The 18,214-nt window shown below is 69.0% G+C and carries 21 protein-coding genes; 17 read left to right on the top strand and 4 right to left on the bottom strand.

Going from position 1 to position 18,214, the window contains the following annotated elements:
- The first annotated feature begins 171 nt into the window (after positions 1-171).
- The 10 genes from secY to truA all read left to right on the top strand — a co-directional run bounded on the left by secY (position 172) and on the right by truA (position 7,632).
- A complete protein-coding gene (gene secY, locus ACFV20_RS02310; RefSeq protein WP_385651487.1) occupies positions 172-1,485 on the top strand; it encodes a preprotein translocase subunit SecY in 1,314 nt (437 codons plus the stop codon).
- Positions 1,485-2,147, top strand: coding sequence for an adenylate kinase (locus ACFV20_RS02305; RefSeq protein WP_385651485.1), 663 nt, complete (start codon positions 1,485-1,487; stop codon positions 2,145-2,147). The genes secY and ACFV20_RS02305 overlap by 1 nt, the downstream gene beginning before the upstream one ends.
- Before the next feature lie 133 nt (positions 2,148-2,280).
- On the top strand, positions 2,281-3,117 hold the full coding sequence (map, locus tag ACFV20_RS02300; RefSeq protein WP_385651483.1) for a type I methionyl aminopeptidase: 837 nt from the start codon (positions 2,281-2,283) through the stop codon (positions 3,115-3,117).
- A gap of 210 nt (positions 3,118-3,327) precedes the next feature.
- Positions 3,328-3,549, top strand: coding sequence for a translation initiation factor IF-1 (gene infA, locus ACFV20_RS02295; RefSeq protein ID WP_003948620.1), 222 nt, complete (start codon positions 3,328-3,330; stop codon positions 3,547-3,549).
- Between the two features lie 67 nt (positions 3,550-3,616).
- Positions 3,617-3,730 (top strand): 50S ribosomal protein L36, encoded by a 114-nt coding sequence (rpmJ, locus tag ACFV20_RS02290; RefSeq protein ID WP_003974245.1) that lies wholly within the window; start codon positions 3,617-3,619, stop codon positions 3,728-3,730.
- Positions 3,731-3,924: 194 nt separating this feature from the next.
- Positions 3,925-4,305: a 30S ribosomal protein S13 gene (gene rpsM, locus ACFV20_RS02285; RefSeq protein WP_004984507.1), complete on the top strand. Its 381-nt coding sequence runs from the start codon at positions 3,925-3,927 to the stop codon at positions 4,303-4,305.
- Between the two features lie 64 nt (positions 4,306-4,369).
- Entirely contained in the window at positions 4,370-4,774 is a 405-nt protein-coding gene (gene rpsK, locus ACFV20_RS02280; RefSeq protein WP_003956432.1) for a 30S ribosomal protein S11, read from the top strand.
- A gap of 154 nt (positions 4,775-4,928) precedes the next feature.
- The gene (locus tag ACFV20_RS02275; protein ID WP_003966937.1) at positions 4,929-5,951 is read left to right on the top strand and encodes a DNA-directed RNA polymerase subunit alpha; all 1,023 of its coding nucleotides are present in this window, start codon (positions 4,929-4,931) and stop codon (positions 5,949-5,951) included.
- Positions 5,952-6,143: 192 nt separating this feature from the next.
- On the top strand, positions 6,144-6,629 hold the full coding sequence (gene rplQ / locus ACFV20_RS02270) for a 50S ribosomal protein L17 (protein WP_385651481.1): 486 nt from the start codon (positions 6,144-6,146) through the stop codon (positions 6,627-6,629).
- A 148-nt stretch (positions 6,630-6,777) separates the two neighbouring features.
- Positions 6,778-7,632 carry a tRNA pseudouridine(38-40) synthase TruA gene (gene truA / locus ACFV20_RS02265; RefSeq protein ID WP_385651478.1) on the top strand — a complete coding sequence of 285 codons (855 nt, stop codon included), beginning with the start codon at positions 6,778-6,780 and terminating at the stop codon, positions 7,630-7,632.
- A 7-nt stretch (positions 7,633-7,639) separates the two neighbouring features.
- Here truA and ACFV20_RS02260 read toward each other — a convergent pair whose 3' ends face one another.
- Positions 7,640-8,506 (bottom strand): hypothetical protein, encoded by an 867-nt coding sequence (locus ACFV20_RS02260; RefSeq protein WP_385651476.1) that lies wholly within the window; start codon positions 8,504-8,506, stop codon positions 7,640-7,642.
- A 74-nt stretch (positions 8,507-8,580) separates the two neighbouring features.
- Here ACFV20_RS02260 and ACFV20_RS02255 point away from each other — a divergent pair, with 74 nt between their 5' ends.
- The 4 genes from ACFV20_RS02255 (at position 8,581) to glmM (ending at position 11,652) form a co-directional block, all read left to right on the top strand.
- Positions 8,581-8,892 (top strand): hypothetical protein, encoded by a 312-nt coding sequence (locus ACFV20_RS02255; protein ID WP_385651474.1) that lies wholly within the window; start codon positions 8,581-8,583, stop codon positions 8,890-8,892.
- A 217-nt stretch (positions 8,893-9,109) separates the two neighbouring features.
- Positions 9,110-9,553 carry a 50S ribosomal protein L13 gene (rplM, locus tag ACFV20_RS02250; RefSeq protein WP_010036634.1) on the top strand — a complete coding sequence of 148 codons (444 nt, stop codon included), beginning with the start codon at positions 9,110-9,112 and terminating at the stop codon, positions 9,551-9,553.
- Positions 9,554-9,595: 42 nt separating this feature from the next.
- Positions 9,596-10,108, top strand: a complete 513-nt coding sequence (rpsI, locus tag ACFV20_RS02245; protein ID WP_004927169.1) for a 30S ribosomal protein S9 — start codon at positions 9,596-9,598, stop codon at positions 10,106-10,108.
- 185 nt (positions 10,109-10,293) lie between these two features.
- On the top strand, positions 10,294-11,652 hold the full coding sequence (gene glmM / locus ACFV20_RS02240; protein ID WP_385651471.1) for a phosphoglucosamine mutase: 1,359 nt from the start codon (positions 10,294-10,296) through the stop codon (positions 11,650-11,652).
- A gap of 94 nt (positions 11,653-11,746) precedes the next feature.
- On the opposite strand, the gene ACFV20_RS02235 is transcribed toward glmM, so the two are convergent.
- Together ACFV20_RS02235 and coaA are read right to left on the bottom strand one after the other, a co-directional pair.
- On the bottom strand, positions 11,747-12,679 hold the full coding sequence (locus ACFV20_RS02235; RefSeq protein ID WP_385651964.1) for a DUF389 domain-containing protein: 933 nt from the start codon (positions 12,677-12,679) through the stop codon (positions 11,747-11,749).
- A gap of 32 nt (positions 12,680-12,711) precedes the next feature.
- Positions 12,712-13,680: a type I pantothenate kinase gene (coaA, locus tag ACFV20_RS02230; protein WP_385651961.1), complete on the bottom strand. Its 969-nt coding sequence runs from the start codon at positions 13,678-13,680 to the stop codon at positions 12,712-12,714.
- 191 nt (positions 13,681-13,871) lie between these two features.
- On the opposite strand from coaA, the gene ACFV20_RS02225 reads away from it, so the two are divergent.
- The 3 genes from ACFV20_RS02225 to glmS all read left to right on the top strand — a co-directional run bounded on the left by ACFV20_RS02225 (position 13,872) and on the right by glmS (position 17,697).
- Positions 13,872-14,879 (top strand): ATP-binding cassette domain-containing protein, encoded by a 1,008-nt coding sequence (locus tag ACFV20_RS02225; RefSeq protein ID WP_385651469.1) that lies wholly within the window; start codon positions 13,872-13,874, stop codon positions 14,877-14,879.
- The gene (locus ACFV20_RS02220; RefSeq protein ID WP_385651468.1) at positions 14,876-15,691 is read left to right on the top strand and encodes an ABC transporter permease; all 816 of its coding nucleotides are present in this window, start codon (positions 14,876-14,878) and stop codon (positions 15,689-15,691) included. Before ACFV20_RS02225 ends, ACFV20_RS02220 begins: the two co-directional genes overlap by 4 nt.
- Positions 15,692-15,849: 158 nt before the next feature.
- The gene (gene glmS, locus ACFV20_RS02215) at positions 15,850-17,697 is read left to right on the top strand and encodes a glutamine--fructose-6-phosphate transaminase (isomerizing) (protein ID WP_385651466.1); all 1,848 of its coding nucleotides are present in this window, start codon (positions 15,850-15,852) and stop codon (positions 17,695-17,697) included.
- Positions 17,698-17,749: 52 nt separating this feature from the next.
- On the opposite strand, the gene ACFV20_RS02210 is transcribed toward glmS, so the two are convergent.
- Positions 17,750-18,097 (bottom strand): hypothetical protein, encoded by a 348-nt coding sequence (locus ACFV20_RS02210; RefSeq protein WP_385651463.1) that lies wholly within the window; start codon positions 18,095-18,097, stop codon positions 17,750-17,752.
- Positions 18,098-18,214: the final 117 nt, after the last annotated feature.

Below are 18,214 nucleotides of genomic sequence, written 5' to 3'. Positions count from 1 at the left end.
CGTTCCTAGGGCGGCAGTCTCGCCGGTAAGGTGGCCTGCACTGCCCACTTTTCACAGGGTGCTTCACTTCGGGCACTCTGAGCGGCAGTTGACCGTTACCCATGTCGTTGTTCCATTGGACTCTCAAGACGTCACCCTTGACGCAGTTGCGCGGGGGTCGCAGGAGGCACCGTGCTCACCGCGTTCGCCCGGGCGTTCAGGACGCCCGACCTGCGCAAGAAGCTGCTCTTCACGCTCGGCATCATCGTGGTCTACCGGGTCGGTACGCACATCCCGATCCCAGGCGTCGACTACCGGAACGTTCAGACCTGTATCGACAACGCCCAGGCCAACCAGGGTCTCTTCGGCCTGGTCAACATGTTCTCCGGCGGCGCGCTGCTGCAGATCACGATCTTCGCGCTGGGCATCATGCCGTACATCACGGCGAGCATCATCCTGCAGCTGCTGACCGTGGTGATCCCGCGCCTGGAAGCCCTGAAGAAGGAGGGCCAGGCCGGTACGGCGAAGATCACGCAGTACACCCGCTACCTGACGATCGCGCTCGCCATCCTCCAGGGCACCGGCCTCGTCGCCACCGCCCGCAGCGGCGCCCTCTTCTCGGGCTGCCCGGTGGCCAGCCAGATCGTCCCCGACCAGTCGATCTTCGTCACCATCACCATGGTCATCACGATGACCGCCGGCACGGCGGCCGTGATGTGGCTCGGCGAGCTCATCACCGACCGCGGTATCGGCAACGGCATGTCGATCCTGATGTTCATCTCGATCGCCGCCACCTTCCCGTCCGCGCTGTGGGCCATCAAGAAGCAGGGCTCCCTGGCCGGCGGCTGGATCGAGTTCGGCACCGTGATCCTCGTCGGCCTCGTCATGGTCGGCCTGGTGGTCTTCGTCGAGCAGGCCCAGCGCCGCATCCCGGTGCAGTACGCCAAGCGCATGATCGGCCGCCGTTCCTACGGCGGTACGTCCACCTACATCCCGCTCAAGGTGAACCAGGCGGGTGTGATCCCCGTCATCTTCGCCTCGTCGCTGCTCTACATCCCTGCGCTGATCGCCCAGTTCGCCGGCGGCAAGTCCGAGTGGAAGACCTGGATCGAGCAACACTTCGTCAAGGGCGACCACCCGTACTACATCGTTTCGTACTTCCTGCTGATCGTTTTCTTCGCGTTCTTCTACGTGGCGATCTCCTTCAACCCCGAGGAAGTCGCCGACAACATGAAGAAGTATGGTGGCTTCATCCCGGGCATCCGGGCTGGCCGACCGACCGCTGAGTACCTGAGCTACGTGCTCAACCGGATCACCTGGCCGGGTTCGCTGTACTTGGGTCTGATCGCTCTTGTGCCGACGATGGCGTTGGTTGGTTTCGGGGCAAACCAGAACTTCCCGTTCGGCGGGACCAGCATCCTGATCATCGTGGGTGTCGGTCTCGAGACCGTGAAGCAGATCGAGAGCCAGCTCCAGCAGCGCAATTACGAAGGGTTCCTCCGCTGATGCGTATCGTCCTCGTCGGGCCGCCGGGTGCCGGTAAGGGAACGCAGGCCGCGTTCCTGGCCAAGAACCTGTCGATCCCGCACATCTCCACGGGCGACCTGTTCCGGGCCAACATCAGCCGGCAGACGGAGCTCGGCAAGCTGGCGAAGTCCTACATGGACGCGGGCAATCTCGTGCCCGACGAGGTCACCATCGCGATGGCGAAGGACCGCATGGAGCAGCCGGACGCCGAGAACGGTTTCCTGCTGGACGGCTTCCCGCGCAACGTCTCCCAGGCCGAGGCGCTCGACGAGCTCCTCGAGAGCGAGAGCATGCAGCTGGACGCCGTGCTGGACCTCGAGGTCCCCGAGGACGAGGTGGTCAAGCGGATCGCCGGCCGGCGCATCTGCCGCAACGACTCCTCGCACGTCTTCCACGTGACGTACAAGCAGCCGGCCAAGGACGGCGTCTGCGACGTCTGCGGCGGCGAGCTGTACCAGCGCGACGACGACTCCGAGGAGACGGTCCGCACGCGGCTGGAGGTCTACCACACCCAGACCGAGCCGATCATCGACTACTACAAGGCCCAGGGCCTGGTCGTCACGATCTCGGCGCTCGGCAAGGTGGAGGACGTCACGACCCGCGCCATGGAGGCGCTGAAGCGTGGCGAGGACGGCGAGTAGTCGTCCGTACGCAGCTACGGCCGCGGTTCCCCTCGGGGAGCCGCGGCCGCTGTGCGGGTGGGGCCGGCCGCTCGGTCCCCGTATCGTTGAAGGCGTTCGTCGTCGTCGAAGGTCCAGAAAGGCCGTAGCCCCCATGGTGCAGATCAAGAGCCCCGAGCAGATCGCCAAGATGCGTGAGGCGGGGCTGGTCGTCGCGGCCATCCACGCGGCGACGCGTGAGGCAGCCGTGCCCGGGGCCACGACGAGGGATCTGGACCAGGTCGCGCGCAAGGTCCTCGCCGAGCACAACGCCAAGTCGAACTTCCTCGGGTACGGCGGCTTCCCCGCGACGATCTGCACGTCCGTGAACGAGGTCGTCGTCCACGGCATCCCGTCCGACGACGTCGTCCTCAAGGACGGGGACGTCATCTCCATCGACTGCGGCGCGATCATCGACGGCTGGCACGGCGACGCGGCCTACACGGCCTTCGTGGGCTCCGGTCACGCCCCGGAGCTGATCGAGCTCTCCCGGGTGACGGAGGAGTCGATGTGGGCGGGCATCGCCGCGATGAGGCAGGGCAACCGGCTCGTCGACGTCTCCCGGGCGATCGAGACGTACATCCGCCGCCAGCCGAAGCCCGGCGGCGGCAAGTACGGGATCGTCGAGGACTACGGCGGCCACGGCATCGGCACCGAGATGCACATGGACCCGCACCTGCTGAACTACGTCGACCGGCGCCGGGGGAAGGGGCCGAAGCTGGTGCCCGGCTTCTGTCTGGCGATCGAGCCGATGGTGTCCCTCGGCACGCCGAAGACCGAGGTCCTCGAGGACGACTGGACGGTCATCACGACGGACGGTACGTGGTCGTCGCACTGGGAGCACTCCGTTGCTCTGACGGAGGAGGGGCCGCTCGTGCTGACGGCTCCCGACGGGGGCAAGGCGAAGCTCGCCGAGCTGGGCGTCGTCGCCGCGCCGGATCCGCTGGCCTGAGCGTCGCCTGCGGCTGCGGGCCGGTGGGGGTTCGTCGCGCAGTTCGCCGCGCCCCTGAAGGGGCGCTTAAAGATCTGTCCGTCGGGGCAGGATCCTCGATTCGTGTTTCCGAGGGGCCTGACGTAGACTGACTCGTCGGCTCTTGTGTACCCGCATGTCTGCATGCGGCCGCACGGAGTCGATCAAGGTAGTCGATTCGAAGGGCGAAGCGTGGCCAAGAAGCAAGGTGCCATCGAGATCGAGGGCACTGTCGTCGAGTCTCTTCCGAACGCCATGTTCAAGGTCGAGCTCCAGAACGGCCACCAGGTCCTGGCACACATCAGCGGCAAGATGCGCATGCACTACATCCGCATCCTCCCTGACGACCGGGTCGTGGTGGAGCTGTCTCCGTACGACCTGACCCGTGGCCGGATCGTCTACCGCTACAAGTAGATCTTGCCTGTGCCCCGCCGCCCTGGGTGGTGGGGCTGCCGGCACTGACCCGGAGAACCTCACACCCATGAAGGTCAAGCCGAGCGTCAAGAAGATCTGCGACAAGTGCAGGGTGATCCGCCGTCACGGTCGGGTCATGGTCATCTGCGACAACCCGCGCCACAAGCAGCGCCAGGGCTGACGCACGACCGATCCCTCTGCATCTCTCGCAGAGATTCGCGCGACGCAAGCAGAACATGTTCATACGCAGGACCCAGGCGACCGAGCGTCCGCCTGACACCCCCGGTTCGGAGGCTGGGGACCCAGTTCGTACCTGGTACGGCGGCTGGGATCCGGTTCTGCGGAAGACCTCCGACAAGTAACTGGAGCCATTGAATGGCACGCGTTTCCGGTGTTGACATCCCGCGCGAAAAGCGCGTGGAGATCGCCCTCACCTACGTGTTCGGCATCGGCCGGACCCTCTCCCAGCAGACGCTGGCCGCCACCGGCGTGGACCCGAACACCCGTGTTCGGGACCTCTCCGAGGAGCAGCTGGTCGCGATCCGCGAGTACGTCGACAACAACATCAAGACCGAGGGTGACCTCCGTCGCGAGATCCAGGCCGACATCCGCCGCAAGGTCGAGATCGGTACCTACCAGGGTCTGCGTCACCGTCGTGGTCTGCCCGTCCGCGGTCAGCGCACCAGCACCAACGCTCGTACCCGCAAGGGTCCGCGTCGCGCCATCGCCGGCAAGAAGAAGCCGGGCAAGAAGTAGTCCACAGCGGACGCCTGTCCACGGTCTTCGCTGTAGGACCGACCACCTCCCGTAGGAGTTATAGATGCCCCCCAAGGGTCGTCAGGGCGCTGCCAAGAAGGTGCGCCGCAAGGAAAAGAAGAACGTCGCTCACGGCCACGCGCACATCAAGAGCACGTTCAACAACACGATCGTCTCGATCACGGACCCGTCCGGCAACGTGATCTCCTGGGCCTCCGCCGGCCACGTCGGCTTCAAGGGCTCCCGGAAGTCCACGCCGTTCGCCGCGCAGATGGCCGCCGAGTCGGCTGCCCGCCGCGCCCAGGAGCACGGCATGCGCAAGGTCGACGTGTTCGTGAAGGGCCCGGGTTCCGGTCGTGAGACCGCGATCCGCTCCCTGCAGGCCACGGGCCTCGAGGTCGGCTCCATCCAGGACGTCACCCCGACCCCCCACAACGGCTGCCGTCCGCCGAAGCGCCGCCGCGTCTGACGCGAGGCTGCTTCGCGCAGACCGTGGTTCCGGGCGGTACGGCTCTGAAAAGGGCCGTATCGCCCGTACCCTTGCAGTACCCGCACTTTTCCCGGTGCGGTTTCCGTCGGGCGTCAAATAGCGGGCGTCCACGAAAGAAGGATCTGATCCACACATGCTGATCGCTCAGCGTCCCTCGTTGACCGAAGAGGTCGTCGACGAGTTCCGCTCCCGGTTCGTGATCGAGCCGCTGGAGCCGGGCTTCGGTTACACCCTCGGCAACTCCCTGCGCCGGACCCTCCTCTCCTCGATCCCGGGTGCGGCGGTCACGTCCATCCGCATCGACGGCGTGCTGCACGAGTTCACCACCGTGCCGGGCGTCAAGGAGGACGTCACCGACCTGATCCTCAACATCAAGCAGCTGGTCGTCTCCTCGGAGCACGACGAGCCGGTCGTGATGTACCTGCGCAAGCAGGGCCCGGGTCTGGTCACCGCCGCCGACATCGCGCCCCCGGCCGGTGTCGAGGTGCACAACCCCGACCTGGTCCTCGCCACGCTCAACGGCAAGGGCAAGCTGGAGATGGAGCTGACGGTCGAGCGCGGCCGCGGTTACGTCTCCGCCGTGCAGAACAAGCAGGTCGGCCAGGAGATCGGCCGGATCCCGGTCGACTCGATCTACTCGCCGGTGCTCAAGGTCACGTACAAGGTCGAGGCCACGCGTGTCGAGCAGCGGACCGACTTCGACAAGCTGATCGTCGACGTCGAGACCAAGCAGGCCATGCGCCCGCGTGACGCCATGGCGTCCGCCGGTAAGACCCTGGTCGAGCTGTTCGGTCTGGCCCGCGAGCTCAACATCGACGCCGAGGGCATCGACATGGGCCCGTCCCCCACGGACGCCGCCCTGGCCGCCGATCTGGCGCTGCCGATCGAGGAGCTGGAGCTCACCGTTCGGTCGTACAACTGCCTCAAGCGCGAGGGCATCCACTCCGTGGGTGAGCTCGTCGCCCGTTCCGAGGCGGACCTGCTCGACATCCGCAACTTCGGTGCGAAGTCGATCGACGAGGTCAAGGCGAAGCTGGCCGGCATGGGCCTCGCGCTCAAGGACTCGCCTCCCGGGTTCGACCCGACCGCTGCCGCCGACGCCTTCGGTGCGGACGACGACGCGGACGCGGGCTTCGTCGAGACCGAGCAGTACTGAGAGCTCGGGTTCGACGGTTCGTTTTCGGCTGCCGGCCGGCGGTGGCCGGTCGCGCAGTTCCCCGCGCCCCTGTGGGGCGCGGATCCTCCGGGGTGCTTGAAAAGGCGCCCCGGATCTCCGACAGGCGACCGCCTGCTCGGATACTGACCCCGGTACCTGATACGGCCGGGGCAGACACCTAGGAGAAACACCATGCCGAAGCCCACCAAGGGTGCCCGTCTGGGCGGCAGCGCCGCGCACGAGAAGCTGATGCTCGCGAACCTCGCGAAGTCGCTCTTCGAGCACGGTCGCATCACCACCACCGAGGCGAAGGCCCGCCGTCTGCGGCCGTACGCCGAGCGTCTGGTCACCAAGGCGAAGAAGGGCGACCTTCACAACCGCCGTCAGGTTCTCCAGGTCATCACGGACAAGAGCATCGTGCACACGCTCTTCACCGAGATCGGCCCGCGGTACGAGAACCGCCCGGGTGGCTACACCCGCATCACCAAGATCGGTAACCGCCGTGGCGACAACGCGCCCATGGCCGTCATCGAGCTGGTCGAGGCGCTGACGGTGGCGCAGGAGGCGACGGGCGAGGCCGAGGCCGCGACCAAGCGCGCCGCGAAGGACAACGAGGCTGCCGAGGCCCAGGTCGACACGACCAAGGCCGAGGAGACCGAGGAGTCCAAGGACGCGTAAGCGTTCTGCCGGGGGCTGTGCGGTTGCGGCTGCGGGTTCGTGGTGGCTTGTCGCGCAGTTCCCCGCGCCCCTGCGAGGGCGTTGTTGGCGGGTCCGTTCCCTGGTGAGGGGGGCGGGCCCGCTTTCGTGTCGGTGAGAGGATCCTGGGGTGAGTGAGGAAGTGGAGGCCGGCCATGTGCGGGTCCGGCTCGATCTGTCGTACGACGGGAGTGAGTTCTCCGGGTGGGCCAAGCAGGCCGGGGGACGGCGGACCGTGCAGGGGGAGATCGAGGACGCCCTGCGGACCGTGACCCGGTCGCGGGAGACGTACGAGCTGACCGTCGCGGGACGCACCGACGCCGGTGTGCACGCACGGGGGCAGGTCGCTCACGTCGATCTGCCGCGTGAGGTGTGGGCCGAGCACCATCAGAAGCTGCTGAAGCGGCTCGCGGGGCGGCTGCCCCGGGACGTGCGGGTCTGGGCCCTCAGGGAGGCTCCCAGCGGCTTCAACGCCCGCTTCTCGGCGGTCTGGCGGCGGTACGCGTACCGCGTCACGGACAACCCCGGGGGCGTCGACCCGCTGCTGCGCAGCCACGTGCTGTGGCACGACTGGCCCCTGGACGTCGACGCGATGAACGAGGCCGCGCGGCCGCTGCTGGGCGAGCACGACTTCGCCGCGTACTGCAAGAAGCGGGAGGGGGCGACCACCATTCGCACGCTCCAGGAGCTGAGCCTGGTGCGCGGTGCGGACGGTGTCATCACCGCGACCGTGCGGGCCGACGCCTTCTGCCACAACATGGTGCGCTCGCTCATCGGGGCGCTGCTGTTCGTCGGGGACGGGCACCGCCCCGCCGACTGGCCGGGCAAGGTGCTGGCGGCCGGTGTGCGCGACTCGGCCGTGCACGTCGTACGGCCGCACGGGCTGACGCTGGAGGAGGTCGGCTACCCGGCGGACGACCTGCTCGCCGCGCGCAGCAGGGAAGCGCGGAACAAGCGGTCGCTGCCGTCGGCCGGCTGCTGCTGACGCCCGGTCACTCGTCGGCCGCGGCCGAGGCCTGGGCCTCCCCGCGGCGGCGGATCTGGTTGAACGTGAACTGCTGGAGGTCGTCGCCCGTGGCGAACACCTCGGTGTCCTTCGTCGTCACGTCCTTGCCGCTGGTGAAGCCGGCGTTGGTGAAGTAGGCGTAACGGCCGTAGGAGTTGCTGGTCGTGCGGCAGAAGCCGGATTCGCAGAAGGCCTTCACGCCGCCGCCGGAGAGCGACTTGACGAAGCTCTTCTTGGTGGTCTGGCCCTTGGCCTTGGCGGCCTGTGCCTCGGTGTCGAAGACGGCCACGCCGACCGTCACCGCGATGCCGTCCTTGACGTAGGTCACCCGTATCAGGCGGGTGCAGTCGTTGCCGGTGAGGATCTTGGGGAGGGTGCCGCCGGCCGCCGAGGCGCAGTTCCTCGTGTCCGCGGTGGGGCCCTTCTTGTAGACCGTCTCGCCGACGGTGAGCTGGGTGCCCGGGAAGAGCGTGTCCGGGCTGAGCGGGGCCTTGTCCTTCCTCGCGCTGGCGATGAAGTCCTTCGGGTCCAGGGGCGGCGGCGCGCTGGTCGGGGCGAAGGACGGCGCCGAGGCGGACTGGCTCGGGATCTCGGACGAGGGCAGCGAGGTCGGACTGCCCTGCTTGTCGCCGCCGGCGGACACGACGGCCACCGCGACGGCCGTGCCGATCGCGGCGGTGGCGAGCGCGCCGCCGCCGATCAGCAGCACCCGGCGTCGTTTGTTGCGGGCCTCGGAGGCTTCAGCGAGCGCTGCCCAGTCCGGAGACTGGCCGCCCCCGCTGTTCCAGGGCTGCTGCGACTGCGGTTTCCAGGGATCCCACTGGGACTGAGGTCCCCCCTGCCCAAAGCTCATGGGGCGCATCTTAGACGGGACAAGGGGCGTGCTGGTCCGCCCGGTTGGGCACCGAAGCCCCTAGCGTTCCTCCCATGCGCACGGGCAAAGGCGACATCTGCGGGTGGTTGGGACGGCTGCTGCCGGCCGTGGTGCTGCTGGGGTGTCTGCTGTCCTGGCCGGTCCTCACGGCCGGGGTGTGGCCGTCGGTCGTGGTGGGGGCGCTGGGGGCGCTGCGCCGTCCACGCGGGGGCGGGTCCGGCGTGCGGTGGTGGGCCGCGGTCGTGGTGGACGTGGTCGTCTCGTCGGTGTTCCCGTATGTGAGACCGCCGAGGCGGCGGACGCTGCGGCGGGCCGTCACGTTCTGTGCCGCCGTGTGCCTGTCGGTGACCGAGCGGCTGCGGTGATACCGCGTTTTGACCCTTGTGCTGAGCCCCGGTATTCTGCTTGTTCGTTGTGTATTGGCTTGCTCATTCTCACGGGACGGGCCCTTACACCGGTCCACCGGGCCGATGACCAGCGACCCCACGTACGCGGTATGCGTCGCCGCAGTGCGGTCCAGGCTGTCGTGATCGTTTCGGTGACCAGTTATGGACCATTCACTCGAAGCGAAGGCTACGAACCGTGCGTACGTACAGCCCCAAGCCCGGCGATGTGACGCGCCAGTGGCACGTCATCGACGCTCAGGACGTTGTCCTGGGTCGTCTCGCCACCACTGCCGCGACACTCCTCCGCGGCAAGCACAAGCCGATCTACGCCCCCCACGTCGACGCTGGTGACTTCGTCATCATCATCAACGCGGACAAGGTGCACCTGTCCGGCAACAAGCGGACCCAGAAGATGGCGTACCGCCACTCCGGCTACCCGGGTGGTCTGCGCTCCGTCCGCTACGACGAGCTGCTCGACAAGAACCCCGAGAAGGCCATCGAGAAGGCCGTCAAGGGCATGCTCCCCAAGAACACGCTGGGCCGTCAGATGCTCTCGAAGCTGAAGGTCTACAAGGGTGACCAGCACCCGCACGGCGCGCAGCAGCCGCAGCCGTACGAGATCACCCAGGTCGCGCAGTAAGTCCGGCCACCCCCTAAGACTGAACAGAATCTGAGGAGAATCGTGGCCGAGACCACTGCCGAGCAGCCGCTCGAAGAGCTTGACATCGACAGCTACACCACCGAGTCCGAGGTCCCCGTCGAGGGTGAGTACACCTCGGAGTCCATGGCCTCCCGCTTCGGTGAGCCCCAGCCGGCCGCCGGCCTGGGCCGTCGTAAGAACGCCATCGCCCGCGTCCGGATCGTCCCGGGCACCGGCAAGTGGAAGATCAACGGTCGCACCCTCGAGGACTACTTCCCGAACAAGGTGCACCAGCAGGAAGTCAACGAGCCGTTCAAGGTTCTCGAGCTCGAGGGCCGCTACGACGTCATCGCCCGCATCGCCGGTGGCGGTGTCTCCGGCCAGGCCGGTGCGCTGCGTCTCGGTGTCGCCCGTGCGCTGAACGAGGCGGACGTCGACAACAACCGCGGCCCGCTGAAGAAGGCCGGCTTCCTCAAGCGCGACGACCGTGCGGTCGAGCGCAAGAAGGCCGGTCTGAAGAAGGCCCGCAAGGCGCCGCAGTACAGCAAGCGCTAAACGCGACGCCCGTCCTCGCGACTGGCTTCGCCTCGATCGCCCCGGCGGCACGGTTGTGCTGCCGGGGCGGTTCGTTTACACAACCCCTACCGGTCCCGGACAGTCTCAGGGAAGGTACGCGGGAATGTGAGCCGCATTCTCTCCAGCACTGCCGCATTCTCTTCAGCACTACGGAGGACACCACTGTGGGACGACTCTTCGGCACGGACGGCGTGCGCGGTGTCGCCAACGCGGATCTGACGGCGGAGATGGCCCTGGGCCTCTCCGTGGCCGCGGCACACGTACTGGCCGAGGCGGGCACGTTCGAGGGACACCGGCCGAAGGCCGTGGTCGGGCGTGACCCCCGTGCGTCCGGGGAGTTCCTGGAAGCCGCCGTGGTCGCGGGCCTCGCCAGCGCCGGGGTGGACGTCCTGCGTGTCGGCGTGCTGCCGACGCCCGCCGTGGCGTTCCTGACCGGGGAGCTCGGCGCCGATCTCGGTGTGATGCTCTCCGCGAGCCACAACGCCATGCCCGACAACGGCATCAAGTTCTTCGCCCGTGGCGGGCACAAGCTCGCCGACGAGCTGGAGGACCGGATCGAGTCCGTCTACGAGGAGCACCGCACCGGCGCCCCGTGGGACCGTCCGACCGGGTCCGGCGTGGGCCGCGTACGCGCGTACGAGGAGGGCGCCGACCGGTACGTCGCGCATCTGCTGAGTGTCCTGCCGAACCGGCTCGACGGGCTGAAGGTCGTCCTGGACGAGGCGCACGGCGCCGCCGCCCGGGTCTCGCCGGAGGCGTTCCGGCAGGCCGGTGCCGAGGTCGTCACGATCGGGGCCGAGCCCGACGGGCTCAACATCAACGACGGCTGCGGTTCGACGCACCTGGACAAGATCAGGGCCGCCGTCGTGGAGCACGGGGCGGACCTGGGCATCGCGCACGACGGTGACGCCGACCGGTGTCTCGCCGTCGACCACACGGGTGCCGAGGTGGACGGGGACCAGATCCTCGCCGTGCTCGCGCTGGCGATGCGGGAGCGCTCCGCGCTGCGCTCCGACACCGTCGTCGCGACGGTCATGTCGAACCTCGGGTTCAAGCTGGCCATGGAGCGCGAGGGCATCCGGCTGGTGCAGACCGCCGTCGGTGACCGGTACGTGCTGGAGGAGATGAAGGAGCACGGGTTCGCCCTCGGGGGCGAGCAGTCCGGGCACGTGATCATCCTCGACCACGCGACGACCGGGGACGGGACGCTGACCGGGCTGCTGCTGGCGGCGCGGGTGGCGCAGAGCGGGCGCACGCTGGCGGATCTCGCCGCCGTCATGGAGCGGCTGCCGCAGGTGCTGATCAACGTCCCGGACGTGGACAAGTCCCGGGTGAAGACCTCCGCGGAGCTGTCCGAGGCCGTCGCGGACGCGGAGCGGGAGCTCGGGGAGACCGGGCGGGTGCTGCTGCGGTCCTCGGGGACCGAGCCGTTGGTCCGGGTGATGGTGGAGGCGGCCGACATCGAGCAGGCCCGGGCGGTGGCCGGACGGCTGGCCGATGTGGTGAAGTCCGCGCTCGGTTGATGAGCGGGCAGGGGGCGGGGGCTGCGGCGGACGGCGGGCCGACCGCGCGCCGTGGCGTGTCGCGCGGTTCCCCGCGCCCCCTGGGGCGCTGCCGCTAGGGCGTGTTCTTGGGCTGCCTGGACCAGAGCCACTTCTGGGCCGCCAGCGTCAGGGTGCCCGCGAGGATGATGCCCAGCAGATTCAGCAGGAGCTGTTCCGTGGAGCCCCAGGTCTGCTTCGTGTCGCCGTAGCTCAGGGCCACGGCGGCGTTCGCCGCGGCCGGGATCGTGGTGACCGAGATGGCCACGCCCACCAGGGCGCCCGACTTCGCCGAGGTCAGTGAGAGGGTGCCGGCGATGCCGGCCAGGACCGCCACGACGAAGGACAGACGGTCGGGGGCGTAGATGAAGCCCGTGTTGGGGCGGTCGGCTTCCAGTTGGGCCTCGGTGAAGAGGCCGATGGCGTCCATGAAGAGACTGAAGGCGACCGTCACCGCCATCGCCGCCGCGAAGCCCACCAGCAGGGCGATGAGCGAGCGCGCGGCGAGGCGCGGCTGGCGGCGGACCACGGCGGTGCTGATTCCCGCGAGGGGGCCGAACTCCGGTCCCACCGCCATGGCCCCGACGATCAGAATCGAGTTGTCCAGGACCACACCGCAGGCCGCGATCATCGTGGCGAGCGTGATGAAGGCCAGGTACGTGACGGAGAGGGTGGACTCCTCGTGCGTCGCGTCGGACAGGTGCTCCCACAGGACCGCGTCGGACCCCTCGCCGGGTGCGTCCGCCTCGGCCTTCTCGGCCCGCTCGGACAGCGACAGGTCGATGGACTCGACGGCGATGGAACCGGTGGTGTCGATCCCCAGTTCCCGCAGCCCGGTGAGCAGCTCGTCGCCCGCCTCCCGCGCCACGTCGCACATCACGACGTCCCCGGCGGGGTCGCGGGCGGCGCCCGGCAGCACGACGAGGTGGGTGGTGCCGACCGTCTTCTCGACCAGCTGGACCACGTCGTCGGTCCGGTCGGACGGTGTGATCAGACGCAGATGGAGCATGGCGCCCATCTAACCCGCCTTTGCCGTCGGCGTCACAGCTTGCGCAGGCTCAGCCGCTGCACCTTGTGGTCCGGGCCCTTGCGCAGCACGAGGGCGGCGCGGCCACGGGTGGGGGCGATGTTCTCCACCAGGTTGGGCCTGTTGATCGTGCGCCACATCGTCCGGGCGTAATCCAGCGCCTCCTCCTCCGAGACCTGGGTGTACTTGCGGAAGTACGAGTCCGGGTTCTGGAAGGCGGTCGCGCGCAGCTTGCGGAAGCGGTTGAGGTACCAGGTCTCGATGTCCTCGACGCGGGCGTCGACGTACACGCTGAAGTCGAAGTAGTCGGCGAGGCCGACGCGGGTGCGGCCGTCCTTGCCGGGCAGAGCCGGCTGGAGGACGTTCAGGCCCTCGACGATCAGGATGTCGGGGCGGCGGACCGTGAGCCTCTTGTCGGGGACGATGTCGTAGATCAGGTGGGAGTAGACGGGCGCGCTGACCTCGTTCTTGCCGGCCTTGATGTCGGCGACGAAGCGGGTCAGGGCCCGGCGGTCGTAGGACTCCGGGAAGCCCTTGCGGGACATCAGGCCGCGGGCCTGGAGTTCCTTCGTCGGCAGCAGGAAGCCGTCGGTGGTGACCAGCTCGACGCGCGGGTGCTCGGGCCAGCGCGACAGCAGGGCCTGGAGGAGGCGGGCGACCGTCGACTTGCCCACGGCGACCGAACCGGCGACTCCTATGACGAACGGGGTGCCCGACTGGGAGCCCTGTTCGCCCAGGAACGTGTTCAGGGCGCCTCGGAGGCCGTCGGTGGCACCGACGTAGAGGTTGAGAAGTCTGGACAGCGGGAGGTAGATGTCCCGCACCTCGTCGAGGTCGATCACGTCGCCGAGACCGCGCAGCTTCTCGACCTCCTCGGCCGTCAGTGGCAGCGGCGTCTTGTCGCGCAGCGCACTCCACTCGGCTCGGGTGAGGTCGACGTAGGGAGTCGCCTCCGGGCGGGGCCGGTGGGCGCTCCGGGGCATCGGGGAGACCGGAGAGATCACAGTCCATTGTTACGGGAGTACGAACGGACGGTGAGGTGGGATCCGTCACGCGAGGTGTTCGCCCGGCTTGCGACGGAGAAAAACCGATCCGGGTGGAATGTCAGTGGCGTGCGTCACAGTTGTGGGAAGGGTGGGCCCGGTCCGGGGTCCACGAGCGCCCGGGAGTACCCATGACGTACGCGATAGAGGCGGAAGGCCTGGTCAAGCGGTTCCGGGAGACCGAGGCACTGGCCGGTGTCGATCTGGCGGCCCGCAAGGGCACGGTGCTCGGGCTGCTGGGTCCCAACGGTGCCGGGAAGACGACCGCGGTGCGGATCTTCGCGACACTGCTGCGCCCGGACCGGGGGACGGCCCGGGTGGCCGGGCACGACGTGGTCCGGGAGGCCGGGACCGTCCGTTCCCTCGTCGGGCTGACCGGGCAGTACGCGGCGGTCGACGAGAACCTGACCGGCACGGAGAACCTGCTGCTGATCGGCCGGCTGCTGGGGCTGCCCAGGCGGGAGGCGAAGGCGCGGGCCGGTGAACTGCTGGAGCGGTTCCAGCTCACCGACGCGGCCGGGCGGGCCGCGAAGACCTTCTCGGGCGGGATGCGCAGACGCCTGGACCTCGCGGCGAGCCTGGTCGGCCGGCCCAGCATCCTCTTCCTCGACGAACCGACCACCGGTCTCGATCCGCACAGCCGTGGTGAGCTGTGGGACCTGCTGCGGGGTCTGGTCGCGGACGGGGCGACGGCCCTGCTGACCACGCAGTACCTGAACGAGGCCGATGTCCTCGCCGACGACATCGTGGTGATCGACAAGGGCCGGGTGATCGCCGAGGGCACGCCGGACCAGCTGAAGGCGCAGGTCGGCGGCCAGGTGCTGGAGCTCAGGCCGATCGCCGGGCAGGACCTGGCGCGGGCGCACGCCCTGGTGGCCGGCGCCGCCGGGCCGGCGGCCCGGATCGAGGGCGAGGCGGTCACGGCCCCGGTGAAGGACCCCGAGCTGATGCCGGCCGTGGTGCGCGCGCTGGACCGGGAGGGGATCGCGGTCGGGGAGCTGGCCCTGCGCCGCTCCTCGCTCGACGAGGTCTTCCTCTCCCTGACCGGCCACCGCGCCGAGCCGGGCCAGGGCGAGGAGGACGGCGGCGCGGCCGTCCCGGAGGACGAGGAGCTGGAGAAGGCGGTGAGCCGGTCATGACCGCCACCGCGGGCACCCTCGACACCCCGGTCACCGCCTCCGGCCGGGTACCGCCCCTCGCCGGACTGCGGCAGACCTTCACGATGGCCTGGCGGAGCCTGGTCGCCGTCAAGCACAACCCGCTCGAACTGGTCGACTACAGCATCACGCCGATCATGTTCGTGTTCCTCTTCACCTATGTCCTGGGCGGGCAGATGGCCGGCTCGCCGGAGGCGTATCTGAAGTACGCGCTGCCCGGGATCATCGTGCAGAACACCCTGTTCATGACGATGTACACCGCGATGGCGCTCAACACCGACCTCACCAAGGGCGTCTTCGACCGGCTGCGCAGCCTGCCCATCGCCCGCTCCGCCCCGCTCGTCGGCCGGATCACCGCCGACCTCGCGAAGCACCTGTGGGCACTGCTGCTGATGATCGGCCTCGGTCTGGCGCTCGGCTTCCGCATCACCGGCGGGCTCGGCGGGTTCCTGCTCGGCACCCTGCTGGTGATGGTGTTCGCCGCGGCCGTGTCCTGGAGCGCGGTGCTGATCGGGATGCTGGCGGGCGACGCCGAGAAGGTGCAGGCGTTCGCCTTCACGCTCATCTTCCCGATCACCTTCACCAGCAGCGCGTTCGTCGTCGTCGACACGATGCCGGGCTGGCTCCAGGCGTGGAGTGACGTCAATCCGGTGACGCACCTGTCGGACGCGTTCCGGGGGCTGCTGCTGGGCGGGGCGGTGGCGGAGCCGGTGATGTGGTCGCTGGTGTGGGCGGCGGGCATCGCGCTGGTGTTCTATCCGCTGGCGATGCGGGCCTACCGGGCGAAGGTCTGAGGGGCGGTCGGCTCGGCGGCCCGTCGTCACCGTAGGTGCTCCTGAGGAGGCGTCAGGACCGAACTCGGCCTCGCCGGGGTCGTGGAAGGCGGGTTCATTTCCGAATCCGGGCACGCTTCGGGGGTTTTTCGGGAGCATCGGACCGTAGGCTGCGGCCCATGTGTGGAATCGTGGGTTACGTGGGGCCGCAGTCCGCGCTCGAGGTCGTCATGGCCGGGCTGAAGCGGCTGGAGTACCGGGGGTACGACTCGGCGGGCGTCGCCGTCCTGGCCGACGGGGGGCTGGCGACGGCCAAGAAGGCCGGCAAACTGCTCAACCTGGAGAAGGAGCTGGACGGCAGGCCGCTGCCGACCGGCGCGACGGGCATCGGACACACCCGCTGGGCGACGCACGGCGCCCCGACGGACACCAACGCCCACCCGCACATCGACAACGCGGGCCGGGTCGCCGTGGTGCACAACGGCATCATCGAGAACTTCGCCCTGCTGCGCGCCGAGCTGGCCGAGCGGGGTCACGAGCTGTCCTCCGACACGGACACCGAGGTGGTGGCGCACCTGCTCGCCGAGGAGTTCTCCGCCTGTGCGGACCTCGCCGAGGCGATGCGGCTGGTGTGCCGGCGGCTGGAGGGCGCCTTCACGCTGGTCGCGGTGCACGCCGACGAGCCGGACGTGGTGGTCGGCGCCCGGCGGAACTCCCCGCTGGTGGTCGGGGTGGGGGAGGGCGAGGCCTTCCTCGCGTCGGACGTCGCCGCGTTCATCGCCCACACCCGCTCGGCGATCGAGCTCGGGCAGGACCAGGTGGTGGAGCTGCGCCGGGACGGCGTGAGCGTGACCGGCTTCGACGGCCGTCCGGCCGACGTGCGGTCCTACCACGTCGACTGGGACGCCTCGGCCGCCGAGAAGGGCGGCTACGACTACTTCATGCTCAAGGAGATCGCCGAGCAGCCCAAGGCGGTCGCGGACACGCTGCTGGGCCGGATCGACGGTTCCGGTTCGCTGACGCTGGACGAGGTGCGGATCCCGCCGGGCGTGCTGCGGGAGATCGACAAGGTCGTCATCATCGCCTGCGGTACGGCCTTCCACGCCGGGCTGATCGCCAAGTACGCGATCGAGCACTGGACGCGGCTGCCCTGCGAGGTGGAGCTGGCCAGCGAGTTCCGCTACCGGGACCCGATCCTGGACGCGCAGACGCTGGTCATCGCCATCTCCCAGTCGGGCGAGACCATGGACACGCTGATGGCGCTGCGGCACGCCCGGGAGCAGGGCTCCAAGGTGCTGGCGATCTGCAACACCAACGGCTCGACGATTCCCCGCGAGTCGGACGCGGTGCTGTACACGCACGCCGGGCCCGAGGTGGCCGTCGCCTCCACCAAGGCGTTCCTCACCCAGCTCGTGGCGTGCTACCTGGTCGCCCTGTACCTGGGCCAGGTGCGCGGCACGAAGTGGGGCGACGAGATCCGGGCGGTGATCCGCGACCTGTCCTCCATCTCCGGTGCGGTGGAGGAGGTGCTGGGCACGATGGAGCCGGTGCGGGAGCTGGCCCGCACGCTGGCCACCAAGAAGACGGTGCTCTTCCTCGGACGGCACGTGGGGTATCCGGTGGCGCTGGAAGGCGCGCTGAAGCTCAAGGAACTCGCCTACATGCACGCGGAGGGGTTCGCGGCCGGGGAGCTGAAGCACGGGCCGATCGCGCTGATCGAGGAGGACCTGCCGGTGGTCGTGGTGGTGCCCTCGCCGCGCGGACGGTCGGTGCTGCACGACAAGATCGTGTCCAACATCCAGGAGATCCGGGCGCGTGGCGCCCGCACGATCGTGATCGCGGAAGAGGGCGACGAAGCGGTCGTGCCGTACGCGGACCACCTGGTCCGGGTGCCGGCCACCCCGACGCTGCTGCAGCCGCTCGTGGCCACGGTGCCGCTGCAGGTGTTCGCCTGTGAGCTGGCCACGGCCCGCGGTAACGAGGTGGACCAGCCGCGGAACCTGGCGAAGTCGGTGACGGTGGAGTGAGCACCGGGGGCGGGCGGCTCGTCGCCGCCCGCCCCCACCGCCCGTCCGGCGACTACCAGTTGATGCAGGTCTTCGGGACCCAGCCGTTCACCTTGTCGCCGCCGTAGTACCACTGGTTGCTCGTCTTGCCGCAGGCCGTGTACGAGCCGCCCTTGAACGACTTGCCGTCGTTGCAGATGCCGCCCTTCTTGCCCTTGCCCCAGATGCCGAGGGCCGTGGCGGACGTCTTCGGCGCGCTGCGGACGTTGACGGTCTCCTTGGCCTTGACGTTGACGATCGCCTTGCTGCAGTCCTTCGGCGGGGCCGCCGCGGCGGTGCCCGCGGCGGCGACGGTGCCGGTGAGGGCCGTGGCGAAGAGAGCCAGGGCACTGGCAGCGGTTCCCAGCGACGTGAACTTCATGGTCGGTGTCCTCCCGTTGGATGCGATGCCGTTTGCTCATCGCGGTCAGCGCGAACTCTATAGGGAGGGTGGGGAGTTGAAGATCACGGGGTCGTCCTGGAGATGCTCCGGGCGCCG

Origin of the sequence: Streptomyces sp. NPDC059696 (genome assembly GCF_042733745.1) — a bacterium.
In the GTDB taxonomy this organism is placed as follows: domain Bacteria; phylum Actinomycetota; class Actinomycetes; order Streptomycetales; family Streptomycetaceae; genus Streptomyces.
Note: the sequence above shows the minus strand (reverse complement) of the source record. Positions and strands in the feature narration are given on the sequence as shown.

What these genes read in the sequence shown, in the direction of transcription:
- rplQ (WP_385651481.1), top strand. Translation starts at nt 6,144, where the DNA reads ATGCCGAAGCCCACCAAGGGTGCCCGTCTGGGCGGCAGCGCCGCGCAC.
- rpmJ (WP_003974245.1), top strand. Translation starts at nt 3,617, where the DNA reads ATGAAGGTCAAGCCGAGCGTCAAGAAGATCTGCGACAAGTGCAGGGTG.
- ACFV20_RS02305 (WP_385651485.1), top strand. Translation starts at nt 1,485, where the DNA reads ATGCGTATCGTCCTCGTCGGGCCGCCGGGTGCCGGTAAGGGAACGCAG.
- ACFV20_RS02225 (WP_385651469.1), top strand. Translation starts at nt 13,872, where the DNA reads ATGACGTACGCGATAGAGGCGGAAGGCCTGGTCAAGCGGTTCCGGGAG.
- glmS (WP_385651466.1), top strand. Translation starts at nt 15,850, where the DNA reads ATGTGTGGAATCGTGGGTTACGTGGGGCCGCAGTCCGCGCTCGAGGTC.
- ACFV20_RS02260 (WP_385651476.1), bottom strand. Translation starts at nt 8,506, where the DNA reads ATGAGCTTTGGGCAGGGGGGACCTCAGTCCCAGTGGGATCCCTGGAAA.
- coaA (WP_385651961.1), bottom strand. Translation starts at nt 13,680, where the DNA reads ATGCCCCGGAGCGCCCACCGGCCCCGCCCGGAGGCGACTCCCTACGTC.
- ACFV20_RS02210 (WP_385651463.1), bottom strand. Translation starts at nt 18,097, where the DNA reads ATGAAGTTCACGTCGCTGGGAACCGCTGCCAGTGCCCTGGCTCTCTTC.
- ACFV20_RS02275 (WP_003966937.1), top strand. Translation starts at nt 4,929, where the DNA reads ATGCTGATCGCTCAGCGTCCCTCGTTGACCGAAGAGGTCGTCGACGAG.
- ACFV20_RS02235 (WP_385651964.1), bottom strand. Translation starts at nt 12,679, where the DNA reads ATGCTCCATCTGCGTCTGATCACACCGTCCGACCGGACCGACGACGTG.
- rpsM (WP_004984507.1), top strand. Translation starts at nt 3,925, where the DNA reads ATGGCACGCGTTTCCGGTGTTGACATCCCGCGCGAAAAGCGCGTGGAG.
- map (WP_385651483.1), top strand. Translation starts at nt 2,281, where the DNA reads ATGGTGCAGATCAAGAGCCCCGAGCAGATCGCCAAGATGCGTGAGGCG.
- ACFV20_RS02255 (WP_385651474.1), top strand. Translation starts at nt 8,581, where the DNA reads ATGCGCACGGGCAAAGGCGACATCTGCGGGTGGTTGGGACGGCTGCTG.
- ACFV20_RS02220 (WP_385651468.1), top strand. Translation starts at nt 14,876, where the DNA reads ATGACCGCCACCGCGGGCACCCTCGACACCCCGGTCACCGCCTCCGGC.
- rpsK (WP_003956432.1), top strand. Translation starts at nt 4,370, where the DNA reads ATGCCCCCCAAGGGTCGTCAGGGCGCTGCCAAGAAGGTGCGCCGCAAG.